We start from the raw sequence: 14,163 nt of genomic DNA on the forward strand, positions 1-14,163 counted from the left end.
TGCAGGGAGATAATCGAACGTACGTCCGGGCTTGCGGGCGGCTTTTGCAGGCACAACCGATTATGCGCACAGCACCGCTGATGTTGGCAACAGGTCAGTAGATGGCGAGTCCATCTTCCGTTAGGTGAACGCCGTGCGTAGTTGCAATCAACACGATCAGCTCGCCTATCCCGTTGAACTCTTCGAAGCTCTTCCAATCCCCGTAATTGCTCCAGATGCTCTCAAGCACCTTGTCCAACTCAATGAGGTATTGCGCGAGCCAGTTGCCGGACTGGAAGAACTCTTTGAACTTCGGCGCTCGGTCAACTTCACCGTCTAGTCCACTTATGTGTCCGATGAGATAAGAGGTGAATGTGAAAAACCGGTCGTACTCGCCAGTGACCGCCCTGAAGCATTTCCATCCATCGCCATCATACCAGAAAGCATCCATCGCTGCATCAATGCGCTCATCGAGGCCTTCCAGTGCGGCGAAGAATGTCTCCTCGAAATGGACGATCTGCTCAGGATAGAACGACGCGCTCAGTCTGGTCGCTGCGTACTCACCCCAGCTTCCCCAGCCCAAACTAAACTTAATGCGGGCCAATTCATTCCCAAAGTCATAAGGGCGCTGGAGAAGGCCCGGTATCGCGACATCGAATGCAGTGCGGTCGTGGACGTGACCGCACTCGTGTGCGAGTTGGTAATAGACCTGGGAGAAGTTCTCGCCCTCCCCCTCCATCAGATGCATCAGGACATTCGCGTTGAAGGCCAGGTAGGTCTTGAGCACGCCATCACGGAATACGCCGGGCGCCATCGCGACCCCATGCGCGATCTCGGTTGAAGGCGTGAGGACATGCCGGGTTTCATACCCGCGGTCGATCTCAGTCAGGGCCTTGGCGTAGTCATATGCGACAGTAACGCCGACCAGATTCTCCAGATTCATCCGGGTGCCGATGAATCTGATGAAGGTTGTCGTGCGATTGGCTAATGCTCTCGCTGTCTCCTCGTCAGCGAAGCCTTTCAGCTCAAATGGGATGATGGCCGGCGCCGTTGACGTGGCCAACAATTCCTCGATCGATTGTTCGGACGCGTCGCTCACGGTATCCCTAACGAATCAGCGGCTTCCCACCACACTACGTCAAAACGGGGCGTCCTTGGGATCGAGCGGGGGTTTCTCGCCAGCCTTTTCCTTCCGCTCCTCTTCCTCGATCCAGGCATAATACTCTTCAGCGTCCGCATCATATTCCAGCTCAGACTCAGGATATTCGGGTTCAATCACCTCCGCACCGTTCGCATAATAATCTTCGAGCGTCAGAAAAGCCTTGCCGATGTCGTTCAGCACAACATTGATTTTGTGCGCTTCGACCTCTTCGTACCCGGAGCATTCAGGCACCTCGTCGATGTACTCGTATGACAGCCACGGCCAGACGTTGGCCATGTACTCGCCGATGCTATGGGTCGGGTACCACATGCCGATTACATGGTCGGGCTCGCCATCGTCGATGTTATCTGCGTCGAAAAAGACGCTTACATCGCGAAAGCCGAGGCTCTTGTTCACCCACTCATCAATAACGAGATATACCTCGTCTTTCGAAGCGAACTCCCTCATCAACGGAAGATCGAAGGTTAGCCTCAGCTTGCGAAGCGCGGTGATGTCCGAGACGCCTTTCTCCAAGCCCTCTTTCGCGTCGGCGTTAAGGATTTGGTCGGGCGGTATCTCGATTGACCACCGGTCGTTTTTGCCAAACTTGATCAGGCTCTCTTCGACGCGCTGCCAAAGCGTCAGACCGGTATCAGGGTCATGCAGCACTATGGTCACTGGAAGGGAATGGTTGCGCCAATAGCGAAGGTGGCGGCCCTCCCCGTAGAATACGTAATTGTTGCCGCGCTTCCGGAAGAACGACTTGCCGCTCTTGATCTGCAGGGCGAGCAGCCTGCCGATGGGTTCGTCCTGGTTTGTCACCTCGACATGGGCATCGATACCCCAGTCCGAAATCGGCTGCTCTCTAAACACCCACTTCAATTCTCGAAGGACAATGCCCTCAACGGCGTTCACACCCTCTCTGTCCGTCTGCTTCATGGACGTCATCCGCATGTTTTCAGTGGCTTAAGCCGTAGTGACGGCAATCTAAGCTTGGGTCATGATTCCATCACGCCCTAAGGCGGATATAAATCAACGAGAAGAAACCACCATAGCTTTTGTACTCAGCCTTGCAGTCGCATCACCGGGGGCCTGTTTACCGGCTTCCACCAGTCCAAGACCAACCCGGATGCGGACAACTTCCTGCAGACCAAGTCCCACGTCAGCTACGTCGATTAAGCTGAAACTCCAAAGGCCCCGATAAGGGGCCTTTTGTTTTGGCGACTTGGGGGCGACGGCAAGGACAAACGGTCAAAGCTGCTCCTGGCGCCCCCTCATCGGCTCCGTTGTTGCACACCGGTGGCCTCGTCCCATCCCGGTCGTTTTGCCCCCGACCGGATAGCCTATGTCGGATAACCCCGTGACCGTTTTCCGACTTCGGACTTTCCTGTGCGATGTGCTCGCTTGGGCAGGACGCTCCACTATACCGTTTTGGTCATGTTCGGCTAGTGTTTGCCCGCTTAAGGCTAGCGGGGGCCAATCTTGACCGACATCGAACGCACGGCGACCGACCGGGTAACCCGTGAGATTGTCCGCTTCCTGGAATCTTCCAAGCCTGAGGTGCTCGCTCTTAGGGGCGCATGGGGCGTCGGCAAGACCTATCTTTGGAACAAGCTTCTTGAACAGACGAAGGCCACCATCGGCCTCAAGAAGTATGCCTATGTCTCACTCTTCGGCCTGCAGAATCTCAACGAGCTAAAATATTCCATCTACGAGAACACTATCGACACGAAGGATGTTGGCATCGAGCCTTCGTTGAAGACGCTGCAGACCAACACCGATTTCGTCGTGAAGTCGTTTGGCACGCAGCTCATATCGGTCATCTCGCGATTTAAAGGAGCTTCCGCCACGCTGGAGGCGATTTCGTTCCTCGCCGTGCGCGACCGTATCGTGTGCATTGATGATCTGGAACGCCGCGGTAGCAATCTGCGGATCATCGACGTCCTTGGCCTTGTGTCATACCTGACCGAACGCCGCGGATGTAAGGTCGTTATGATCCTCAACGATGAGGCATTAACCGACACAGACGCCAAAGACCTTGCCCGCTACCAGGAGAAGGTCATCGACCTGTCGCTCCTCTTTGCTCCGACCGAAGAGGAGAGCGTCAGAATTGCGCTGGACAAGGATGCACCCACGACGCATCTGCTCTCTCAACGGTGCATTTCCCTAGGCGTGTCCAATATCCGCGTCATCAAAAAGATTGAGCGATTGTTCGCCGATGTGCTGCCGGTACTGAACGGCTATCACGAAAAGGTCGCCGAACAGGCAGCCTCCACCCTCACACTGTTGGGCTGGGCCTACTTCTCCAGGACTGCGGCGGATGACAACGCCCTCATCGACTTCATCTTGGCCCGCCGCGATGACCAAATGGCCGGTGTGTTTGATGATGCAGACGAGCAGCCGGAACAGCACAAGTGGGATACGCTTCTCGATAACTACGGTTATTCCTCAACTGACGCTTTCGATTTGGCTTTGTTCGACGGTGTCAAATGTGGCTTTTTCGACGAAGACCTTATCAAGCGCAATGCCGAGGAAATGAATGAGCGACTGAAGCAGATGGACTCGACAAAGTCCTTCGCTGACGCATGGGCGCTTTTCCACGAGTCATTCAAAGACAACACCCGCGATATCGTCCGCGCCCTGGTCAGCGCGATGCAGTTTCACGCGAAATTCGTGACCCCGTCTGAGTTGAACGGCGCCGTGAGTCTGCTGAAGACCCTCGGACGGGAACGGGCCGCCAAATATGTGCTGGCGCATTTTATCAAGCGAAGGCAGGACGAGGATTATAACTTTTACGACCTCGCGTCGCATCCGTTTACCGAGAACATCCAAGACCCGGACGTACTTCATGCGTTTGCAGAGAAGCTGAAAACGTTTCGCGAGGAGCGCTCGCCGGAGGAAATCCTCCACAGCATCGGCTTCAATCACGGCTGGAGCCAGACGGACACCAAGCTGCTCGCAACCCTGTCGGTCGATGACTATTACAACATGTTCAAAAATCTAGAAGGGTTGCGACTTCGCCGTGTCATTGGCGCGGCATTGGGCTTTCACGGAATTCGACAGCAAGATCCCGCGTACGGAACGATTGCCGACAATGCCAAGGCAGCGCTCATCCTGATCGGCAAAGAAAGCCCTCTCAATGCTCGCCGCCTACTTAAATTCCATATCACGGCTGATGACCTGGCCTGACCCGGCATCAGCAACCCGCCAACCGCCCCGGCGGTTCCTTCTCAACTCCAGTCGACCAATTGTTCGCATCACGTCGGCCTTGGCATAGTAACTGACCGGCTTTGCCGCCCGCACGCGCAGAAGAGGAATATATTGGATAGACCGCCAACTATCTCGCTTTGAGAACTTCCAGACGGATTGGGCGTCCTTCCATTTCCCTAGCCGGGCCTGACGCCATTGGCGACTTTCCTTGTCAGCAGCCTGACACTTTTAAATTGATTGATGTCTATCGTATCTCCCACATAGTCATAATCTCAGGCGATATCGATGACGCCTCCGTCGTTAACTGACCTCCCGACGTTGGACATTGAGATTCCTGAGTATCCGCACGGCCCTCATCCATTCTCAAAAGGACATCGCGACGTTCTGTCCGAAGCTCTACCGCAATGCCCTTTTTCAATTGGCCGGCGTTCTGGACTCTATTTGCTTAACTTGTGACGCTGGAATGAAAAGTATTTTTCTTCCTTCAGCAATAATAAAGCCCATTGAAGAAGATCTTACGAGCCGAACGTCATTTAAAGACCTGTCTGTTGTCGTGACGTTGTACGTCAACCGATACACAATTTGGCCTTCAGCGACAGCACGACCAGAAAATAGAAGAGCAATAAGGGCTGTAGCAAAAGCCAGGATGTAGTCGCTTGGCAATAAATTTCCTGACGCTCTTAAACGAACATACCCATGAAGCCCAATACAAAAAGCTGTGAAGAATGAAGCTATCGCTCCATAAATGTCAGTTCTCAGATATTGCCAATCGAAGACCAGCCCGAGCAAGAATGAAAGAAAGACAATCGCTGCAATTACTTTAAGCGCCAACGTAAAGGGAAACGCCTTCTCGAAATCAATTGGTTTGCGTACGTAGTCAAACGTATCGAATCCGATCAAAAGAAAAAGCATCCCCACTACACCAAAAGCAAGACCGAACGAATACACAACATTGCTAAAATCGACGACTCCGAGAAAATGAATTCCAATCTTTGAGAAGTACCCAACATTGAACACAGTAAGCGTCGCCAACGCGACACCCGAAACAAGCGGCGTCCAGGTTGAAATTCTCTTTAACATCTCATTGTCGCTCATAAACGCATCACTTCGATTGACGACCTCTATAATTTATTTGCAAAATTCGAGCACAAGTTTCTTTCCTATGGGACCTGTCCTTTCAGAAAAGACCTCAATCGGGCCTCTTGATCGGTGCAAGTCTTAGCTATTTGTCAACATCGTCGAACACCGAACGCTTCGTCATAACCGTAGAAGAGGGTAAAATCTCCTCTTTCCTCTGCGTCACGATGTGCGTCCAATCAGTTTCGTCTTCGGTGTCTTCATCCCGCTCACGCTTGCGCTCTTCAAGAGCTTCGATAGATTGCTTCACCTGACTGCGCGCGTCGTTGACTAAGGCCGCAGCGTCCGCATCGATGCCAATCGCCTCCAGGCAATCAAGTACACCAAGAAGCTTCTTGAAGTGGCTCTCAGGTTCTTCGTCCAGGTCAGCATCCGTGGCAATTTCGTCGATACGCTCTTCAAGCGATGGTAAAATCTTCGCCCGCAGCGAGATTCCTAAGCCGACAAGACGGAGCGGCGGAATGAGAGCGAGCATTTCCTCTTCCTCAAAGAAGGAAGCATCGAGATCCACAAGCGCAGAGGACTCGAGACTATCGGCCGCCTCCATGCGAAGGTCATCGGGCAGAACACCCATACGATGGGCGCGGGCGTGGGTAGCCAATCGGGGATCGCTGCCGGCGAGTTCAGTTTGCCAGCATGAGCGCTGAAGTAGACCCGAAAACTGCTCGATTGCCTTCGCTAATACTTCATCGCTAGCGCGATAAGACAAAAACTGGAACAGCATCCAATTGCGGTGCCATTCATCGGGGGTGTGGCCGAGCCGACCGACCAGAGCATCGTCGAGCGTCGCCGGAATGACAAGTGCGTCTCGAATCAGAGGCGAGCCCTCGCACGTGAAACTGTTGAGAATGGTGTCGATCGTCGCGCCCCGTATGAGCGCCGCCATCATATGCGGCTTCTGACGCAGGATCTCCGTCAGCGCGTCGGATATCGTCGGATGGGCGAAGGTCCATTTTGATCCGGAAAGTTTCAGGAACGAGCCCTTCAGCTCGGCGAAACAATCCTGGACCTTAGCGAGGCTGTACCCCGTCAGCTCCGCGACCGCCTGCGCGGCCAACACATCGTGGTCGCTGGGATCGAAGCCGGCTTGATGGACGTAAACCAAGATGAGCGCGGCTTGAAGCTGATCATCCAGGGCATTGACCGTATCGATCAAATGCTCTGTCGGTTCTTCCATGAAGCGAACGAGGGAGCTTTCGCGAGGCGCGAGCCCCTTGGTGAAGTTCGGATCGCCAAGACGTTCCGCAATCCCAGGAAGAAAGTCGTGTACGGCGGCGACTGCGGCCAGGTGTGGCTTGACGCTTGATCGCCAGCTCTGGCTCTGCTCGCCGAAATTCACATGGTTATAGAGGATCTGCGCCTTCTCTTCGAAGGTCAGCTCGCCGACATCGACGACGGCGCTGCCATCGACAAATTGGGCAAGGTTGCGTTGTCCGAGCCGACGCCGCGCCGCTTCATAGATATGCTTGCGGGAGGTGAGGAGGAATCGGTTGCCGTGCTTGATCGCGGCCCGCAGCTTCGAGAAAGCCGACGCCCAGTCCTGCACATAGTCGTCGCGTAGCACATTCGAGCCGAAGGCGTCATCAATCCAGAAGAAGCGGCCCGGATCGTTCGGATTCCAGCCGGCCTCGAAATCGCGCGGACTGGTCAAAGCTAGAACGGTGTTGTCCGGGTTTTCCGAAGCGATCGTCGAGACGATCGCGCCGATCGCTGATTTGCCGCTTGATGGATTGCCCAACAGCAGCACCACGCCGTGGTTGGAAATGGCGTTGACGGCGTCGCGATGCGCTTTTGTGGGCACATAAGTGCGGAGCTTTGGAATCCAACTGTCAAGGAGCGCCCGGCTCTGCTCGCTCAGACGCTCATCAACGATCGACGTGAGGTCTCCCAGGCCGTAGACCTGTGGGACGAGGGCCCGCAGGCGGGCGCTGGTTCTGATGACCCGGACAATATACTGGCGACCAAGAATGTGCGGCCTGCGCACGCCGAGCACCCGAAGCCTGGCGCGCATCGCCGCCGCGACAGGCGCATCTACGCTCATGTTCGTCATAAAGGCGTAGGTGTCCGCCTGACCGGCTTTGACCAGTTCGTCGACATTCTCAAGCTCGGCGGTGAGATCGCTGAGCTTCAAGGCCTTCATGGCATCGGACGTATGCTTGCACTGGACGGTGCCGATGGGCGTTGCGGCCGTTCCCGAGGGGATGAGGAAGACCGCGTCCTGGCCGCCGTCCTGTGCTTCACGGAAGATCTCTACGGGTCGGCCGAGCACGACCTCGCATACCTGCGAACAAAGATCCTGAAACGCGCGCCAGCCGATGGTGTGGAGCGCCAGATCGCTCCAGGGTCCGTGCGCACGGCGTTCGCGTGGCGCTGGAAGCTCGATCTGCGCGCTCTCAGTCGTCATGCAGTGGCTACACCACGTAAAACACCGACCGGCATCGGATTGATTTCCTGGTCGATGACCACGCTTGTGGCGCCGAGCGGACCAAGGTCGATGTCGAGACGCCGGCCTCCCTCCGTCGAGGTGCTCACCAAGCGCCGGCACAGCAGATCGGCCAGCGCGGGGTCTTCGACGGCGCAGATTATCTGGCGCCCGTCCAAGCGCAGAGCGGCGAGCACTTCGACCAGGTGAAGGGCTCTGAAATCGTCGATGTGCTGAACGGGATCGTCGAGTAGAAGGGACCTAAGCGGTGTCCACGCCCGCGCAAGATGGACCGAAAGAAGGAAGGCGAGACCGGCGGCGCGACGCTGGCCGCTGCTAAAGACGAATTGCGGGTTCAACCCGTCGCCGACCTTGAGGCTCAGGAAACGTCGGACGTCACCGCGGATGCTGTAGTCGATTGTCCGCCAGTCGGCGTGCGGTCGCAGGCGTTGATAGAGCTCATTGAGCAGAGGACTGATCTGAGCGAGGCGCTCGTCGATGATTTCCGCGCTGACACGTCGGACAGAGCGTTCGATTTCGCGGGCCGCTGTGACGGCATTTTGGGACTGGCTGACCGACTGCGCCAGCTTTTCGATTTCAGCGCGCAGCGCCGAGATGTTGCTTTCGATCGACGACATTCGCGAGACCGCTTGCGAGGCCTCCAGCACGAGTAGCGCGCGCTCGAGGTCGATCAACCGGTCGCGTTCTGGAGAAATGGCCTGCTCCAGCCTGTCAGGATCCGGGATGAAGCGGTGATCGAGCCCCCACTGATCGTAGAAATCCACGTGCGCCGCTTCCTGGTCGCGCAGACGCCGCAGCTCGTCCGCATGAGCTTGGATCACGGCGGTGGCTGTCTGCAACGTGAGGCTGGGTTGTCGCGCGTTCAGTTTCGCGGTGGCGAGAGCATCACGGGCGGCCTGAACGCCCGACGCCAATTTTGTAATCCGTTGACGCGCGGCGGCCAGACCGGCAGCGAATTCGTCCGATGTTCGATGGGCTGCGCATAGCGGGCAATGATCGTCGTGTAACCCGAGGCGCTCGCCATGTTCAACGAGGAGACTCAGCGACGTCGCCATCGCGTCCATCTCTTCTTCCCGCGAGAGACGTAGTTCGGCTTCCGAGACGGCTTTCTGTGCGGCCTCATGCTCGCGCTGCGCTGCTTCGTGCGCTGCCGATGCGGCCTCGCGGTTCGCCACAGCCTCGGGAGCGTTGTAGAGCGCCTGCGCCGCCGCGACCTCTCGACCGAGTTGAAGCGCTTCGCCCATCCGACCCAATCTGGCTCGTCCGTTTGCGAGCGCGCTTCGACCTGCAGCCAGACGTGCCGTCAGCTCGGTGGGCGCATCCGGCGCCGCGGCGGCGATCACCTGAAGCGCGCCGGACGCATCACCTGATCGGCTGAACGCGGCTTGTGTCTCGGACTGCTGCGTCAGTCTGTCGGCCAGTCGCGAGCGGGCAGCCTCATAGGCGGCCTCGTCTTTAGTGTGCGCGGCTTCGGCGGCAGTCACGATTTCCTTGGCTCTGCTACCGGCTTCCGATCCTTCCAATGCACCGAGCGCCGAGCGCACGAGATCAAATCGCTCCGTTTCAGTGAGATCCAGGCTGAGCGCGGCGATCCATTCGTCGCGGATGATCGACGTCCGGGTGAGCTGCCGAAGTGCGTCGTCTGGTGCAGGTCCACGGCAAAGCGCGGCGTGGATATCCTCCGCTGAGCGATCGGAGCCACGTTCCCGCGTCCGCGTGATGGTGAATGGGTTCCCGCTGTCGTCGATGAAAGAGGCTGTCACGTAGTGGGCTTTGGGAACACCTTCGCCGCGCCACCAAAGGTAGTCGCTGAGGCTCTCCTTCGCGGCCTTTTCGACGGCGTACTTGTCGATCGAGCCTGTGATCGCGAACTCGACCGCATCACACAGCGTGCTCTTGCCCACGCCGTTGCGACCGGTGATGACGGTGAAGCCCCGTCCGAAATTGATCCGGACGAGATCCCTGAAGCCACGAAAGCCGCATACTTCGATGAAATCAAGCCTCATGACGTCGCCCCTAAGATGCGAGCGATCTCTGCCGGCGTGGTTTCGCTGAGAAACGCGGTAACGGCATCCGGAGGGATGTCCTTCAGCCTGGTCCGCAGTCTTGTTTCGAAGTTGGACGCGCCGAGCAACGGCTTGGAGCGTATCGACAGTAGCGGTAGCAGCGCCTTCTCAACGTCATCAGGTGTGGTGATGGAGGCCCTCGCGATCTTTCGGGTCAAAGAGAAATCCTCTTCGATGCGCTCGATCTCGCGCCCTCGGCGCGCATCCTGATCCGGGGTCAGGAAGACCGAATACACGTTCCACGCCTTTACTCCGGCGCCGCGCAACGAAGTGGCATGCCGAGCGAGCGCGATTTTCTGGTTCTCCTTCCAGGCGCCGAGGAGAGCGTCTGCACTGTCGAAGACGTGGACGAATCCCATCAGCGCCGCGTTTTCGAAACAGGTCACCGGGCCGGCCGAGCCGGTCCACGTCCAGGTTTCATACTGTGCGTCGCGAAGGAGGATTTCGGTTTGGGTGAAGATGTCCATCAGATGCCCAACGCAGCTCTTGCCCCAGGTAGGTCGTACCATTCACCTGCCGGGTCTGGACGAATGACGTCACCGGTGCGTCCGCTGCGCACGACATTGTCCGGCACGCCCAAGTCGGTCGCGCCTACCGCGACGACAATGTCGGACTGCATCGCGGCAGGCGGCTCGAGGAACTTCCCACGTAGCGTCCCGATAATGGATTGCGCCCCGTTGAGGACTCGGATGCTCCGGCCGTTCAGATGATAACCATCGGCGCGTTGAACGGCGCCAGCCTGACGGAGCAGCAAGTGGAAAAAGCCGAGGGCTTCTGGATTTGCTGGACGCAGGAGCTTGGCCGGCTCTGCCGCCGAGACGCCTTCGGCATCCCGCCTCAGACCATAAAGGGCCTCGCTGTCGAAATTTCCGACGTCTAGCCAAGCCGGGTTACACTGAGCTCCGGTAGCTTGCTCGAAGGCGGCTCGTCCGGCGTCCAGGACCTGACGCAGGTAGTTCGATGAGAAAGCTCGACGCAGCTCGTCGAGCGCCGCAGCCCCTGACTCTTGAACATGTTCGAACGTCACGTTTTGTGCGTGCGCGATCTCCCAGAGTTGTGGGGCCTTCTGCTCGAGCGCGTTTGTCGGCGAGAGGTCGATGACAGTCACGGACAACGGCTGCACGTCGATCAGCGCTTCGCCGATAACGGCGTTGAGGTATTGCCAGTCAGACCAGAAGCCGACGACGAGCAGGTCCTTCTGCCGAAGGTTGGCAGCCATCCAAACTTTGCTTCGCGCAATGCGCCCCGAAATGGTTGGATCGTCGAGCTGTGAAGGCGCCCAGACCGTGGCTTGCCGATCACGGTGGGAGCAGCCATGGAATTTCAACAAGGGTGCCTGACGGATGGAATCGGCGGTGGCTTCGTCTCCGTCGAGCGAGCCGCGGAAGTCCGCGCCGTAGTCCCAAGCGCGTCGCTCGATCAGCGTGTCGTAGTTGCTCGATATGCCCGCAACGGCGGCGCGGGTAATGAGAAAATCTGCGATTGCTGCATGCCCTGCATTCGAAGGCCGCACAAAAGCGGGCCAAGGCACGAGGTGTTCGATGAAGACCGATTGTAGGGTGTTGAGGCCTGCAAAGTGCTCGGCGAGTGCCTCCAGATTGTCCCGAAGGCCGAGGTCGCAGTTCGGGTCAGATTCGAGACGGTATCTGTCGAAGCAGCGCTCAGCGACCATCCGTGCGGACGGCAGGCAGCTGGGCGGCGCCATCGACAACCCCGCGCCGCAGACCACGAGGAGGCGGCCTGCGTTCATTGAAGCCAGAAGCCGAGCGATCGTCTGAGGGGTCACGCGATCCCCTTTCGAGTGCCTGTCCGGCGACGAAGCACCTTCGTGGCTTGCTGCGCCATGTTGTCTAGATATTCGATTCGAACAGGCGATCTCTCCAGCAACGTTACGGTCAGCTCAAGCTTTCCGCCACTCTCTTCGTCGTAACCACGCTGCGTTACCAGATACTTATCTTCCCGCTTTTCGAGCTTTGAAACGGAAGGCTTCTTAATGTTCAAGGCAGTTGCCATATTCTCTTCCGGTTGGCGTGACGCGCAGAGGCAATTAACCCCTTGCCGCCATTCTTTGTAACATGCTTCGACTGCTCGCACGATTAGATAGAGTAGCCGTGCTCGAAATTTGCCGCTGCTTGGGATTATCGTCGCTTCTTCAGTACCTCCTTGGCAAGATCGACGCACTCCCTGAAAGTTGCTTCCGATACACAATGGTCTCGAGGCCTGAACTTCCTACCATTCGGCCCCAAGGAATAAGGCGAATTCAGAAAAGGTTGCGCCGCACTGCCCAATATCGTGAAAACCTCTCGCTCCAAGGTTATTCGCCACCGATGTATTTCTTCGGCCTTTGATCGCTCACGAGCACGTTTATCGACCGCATCACGCAAAAGGGCTAGCGCATGGTTCATGCCATCCTCCCCTTCGATGGCAGCCTCTAACGGCGTCTTTCCATTAAGAAACAGATGCGCTGTTTGGATCCACAATGTCCACTCGCCTCCATGCGCGGATGCCGTCGATTGAATCCTTTGCCGGCGCCCATCCATAGCCAGACGCAGCGATTCGGCCTTTGCCAATCCCTTGGCCTCCGCTTCCAGTTTCCGTGCGTTTACCTGGCGCTCCTGCTCACGCTCTATCGGTAAGCGGAGCGCCTGAAGTACTGACATCCCATTCCGGAACATCATCGCCTCGATCTTGTGCAAGGGGGCGACCATCTCGTCGAATGTGCCATCATCGGCTTCTATCGCGGCATCAAACGATAGTCCTCCATCCTGTGGCAACTTCAGCCACTCGTCGGCGGTGAGATCACCGCTCTCTTGATCCGGTAAAGATGCCAGTATCCTTTCAATGCGTCCCGTAAGATTTGTTCTGCGGGATGCCTTGCGTTGATCGCTAGCGCGTAGATCAAGGAGTCCGTCGAACACGCTTTTGGACAGCCAATACGACCGGTGCTTTTGGAGTATCCCTCTCTCAACAAGCTTATCAAGGTACGCTTCGACCGCTCGATAAGGACTGCGGAATTGGTCATTCCGCCCTCGCGCAGCATCTTCGAGTTCAGGCCGAATGTAGTCAAAATCGGCTCTGGTAAACTTTTGCTTCTTCAGCCAGTCGAAAAGCGCCTTGTGCCGATAGGAGGAACGCTCTGCGTCTTTGGGCAAAAAGGTACGAAGAAGCGCAAATTGCCATTCCCGTTCGGTTACGCGAAATCCGCCCGCCCCACCTACTGGGCATCCGATATGAGCACCCAGCCCAATTCGGAAGAATTCTGCGTCTTCATCGGATGGTTCGACCTTGCGGCTCGCCAATTCCTTCAGGCCCGCGTCGTATCGCTGCAGACAATCCGTCACTTCCTTCTCGAATCTGAGACGTTGCACATCGAGTTTGGCTTGATGCCTCGTGCGCATAGCCTCGACTTCGGCATCTATCTTTGGATGAAAGAGCCAATGTCGTCCGGCTTTCTCTAGTACAGCTTCTTCAACATCGGACCGCGATGAATTCCTAAGAAGACGCGACAGATCGATCTCGATCGCAGCAATTCCCTGGTTCTTAAGTTCGATTCGCTTCAACTCGTCGCATGCATGTGTCACGTAGATTTCAACAAGCAAGCGGTGTCCGGCGCGTTGGGCATAAAGGTCCGGCACTATGGTTTTAAGATGCTGCGCTTCTACGACTGCGCTGTCGAAGCGAACAAGTCCCGCCTTGTGTAAAACTACAACCTCACCATTGAATTCGGCTCTGACCTCAGGAAGGTTGAGGCGACACTTCGTCGCAACGATCTCCTTCGCAAGCTTGTGCAATGCCGATTCCGGCGCATTCGCGCATGCATAAGAAGCCTGATGTCCAAAATGATGGGTTAAATAGTCCCCTTTTCTCGCAATGAGCGGGGTACCGCATGCTGGGCAAGTGCAGCCGCACGCAGACCCGCGTTCAACCTCCGAGACGTGTCGAATTCCGCCGTTTACATCGACACCGTAGACGAGTTTGACCTCCCTAGATGAGTATTCTGAAGATACGTGCTGGCTCACGAGCGTTCTACTAATCTGGATTTCATTAGGGAATCATATGATTCTCCCTTCGACAGAAAGGTTTCGGCGGCACGTCTAAATCCGTCAACCAGTTCGAGATGCGCTTCCGATAAGAGCCTCAAAAAAGCTGACGGCAGTCGTGATCGACCAGTTTCCGCCGATAACCTC

10 protein-coding genes are annotated in these 14,163 nt (G+C 56.8%); 1 reads left to right on the forward strand and 9 read right to left on the reverse strand.

The window, feature by feature from the left end; translation table 11 throughout:
- Positions 1-94: 94 nt before the first annotated feature.
- Together ASC80_RS10875 and ASC80_RS10880 are read right to left on the reverse strand one after the other, a co-directional pair.
- The gene (locus ASC80_RS10875; RefSeq protein ID WP_056296673.1) at positions 95-1,078 is read right to left on the reverse strand and encodes a hypothetical protein; all 984 of its coding nucleotides are present in this window, start codon (positions 1,076-1,078) and stop codon (positions 95-97) included.
- A gap of 39 nt (positions 1,079-1,117) precedes the next feature.
- Positions 1,118-2,059: a DUF4365 domain-containing protein gene (locus ASC80_RS10880; RefSeq protein WP_162244593.1), complete on the reverse strand. Its 942-nt coding sequence runs from the start codon at positions 2,057-2,059 to the stop codon at positions 1,118-1,120.
- Positions 2,060-2,602: 543 nt separating this feature from the next.
- Here ASC80_RS10880 and ASC80_RS10885 point away from each other — a divergent pair.
- Positions 2,603-4,309 carry a P-loop NTPase fold protein gene (locus ASC80_RS10885; protein WP_056296679.1) on the forward strand — a complete coding sequence of 569 codons (1,707 nt, stop codon included), beginning with the start codon at positions 2,603-2,605 and terminating at the stop codon, positions 4,307-4,309.
- 435 nt (positions 4,310-4,744) lie between these two features.
- Here ASC80_RS10885 and ASC80_RS10890 read toward each other — a convergent pair whose 3' ends face one another.
- The 7 genes from ASC80_RS10890 to ASC80_RS10920 all read right to left on the reverse strand — a co-directional run bounded on the left by ASC80_RS10890 (position 4,745) and on the right by ASC80_RS10920 (position 13,767).
- On the reverse strand, positions 4,745-5,425 hold the full coding sequence (locus ASC80_RS10890) for a hypothetical protein (protein WP_056296680.1): 681 nt from the start codon (positions 5,423-5,425) through the stop codon (positions 4,745-4,747).
- 127 nt (positions 5,426-5,552) lie between these two features.
- The gene (locus ASC80_RS10895; protein WP_056296683.1) at positions 5,553-7,871 is read right to left on the reverse strand and encodes an nSTAND3 domain-containing NTPase; all 2,319 of its coding nucleotides are present in this window, start codon (positions 7,869-7,871) and stop codon (positions 5,553-5,555) included.
- On the reverse strand, positions 7,868-9,916 hold the full coding sequence (locus ASC80_RS10900; RefSeq protein ID WP_056296686.1) for an ATP-binding protein: 2,049 nt from the start codon (positions 9,914-9,916) through the stop codon (positions 7,868-7,870). Before ASC80_RS10900 ends, ASC80_RS10895 begins: the two co-directional genes overlap by 4 nt.
- Positions 9,913-10,443 (reverse strand): hypothetical protein, encoded by a 531-nt coding sequence (locus ASC80_RS10905; RefSeq protein ID WP_056296689.1) that lies wholly within the window; start codon positions 10,441-10,443, stop codon positions 9,913-9,915. Before ASC80_RS10905 ends, ASC80_RS10900 begins: the two co-directional genes overlap by 4 nt.
- Positions 10,443-11,762 (reverse strand): SIR2 family protein, encoded by a 1,320-nt coding sequence (locus ASC80_RS10910; protein ID WP_082512525.1) that lies wholly within the window; start codon positions 11,760-11,762, stop codon positions 10,443-10,445. The genes ASC80_RS10905 and ASC80_RS10910 overlap by 1 nt, the downstream gene beginning before the upstream one ends.
- On the reverse strand, positions 11,759-11,989 hold the full coding sequence (locus tag ASC80_RS24170; RefSeq protein WP_200941186.1) for a hypothetical protein: 231 nt from the start codon (positions 11,987-11,989) through the stop codon (positions 11,759-11,761). The genes ASC80_RS10910 and ASC80_RS24170 overlap by 4 nt, the downstream gene beginning before the upstream one ends.
- 125 nt (positions 11,990-12,114) lie before the next feature.
- Positions 12,115-13,767 carry a hypothetical protein gene (locus ASC80_RS10920; RefSeq protein WP_056296696.1) on the reverse strand — a complete coding sequence of 551 codons (1,653 nt, stop codon included), beginning with the start codon at positions 13,765-13,767 and terminating at the stop codon, positions 12,115-12,117.
- Between the last annotated feature and the right edge of the window lie 396 nt (positions 13,768-14,163).

The sequence above is a fragment of the Afipia sp. Root123D2 genome (genome assembly GCF_001425835.1).
Classification (GTDB): Bacteria; Pseudomonadota; Alphaproteobacteria; order Rhizobiales; family Xanthobacteraceae; genus Afipia.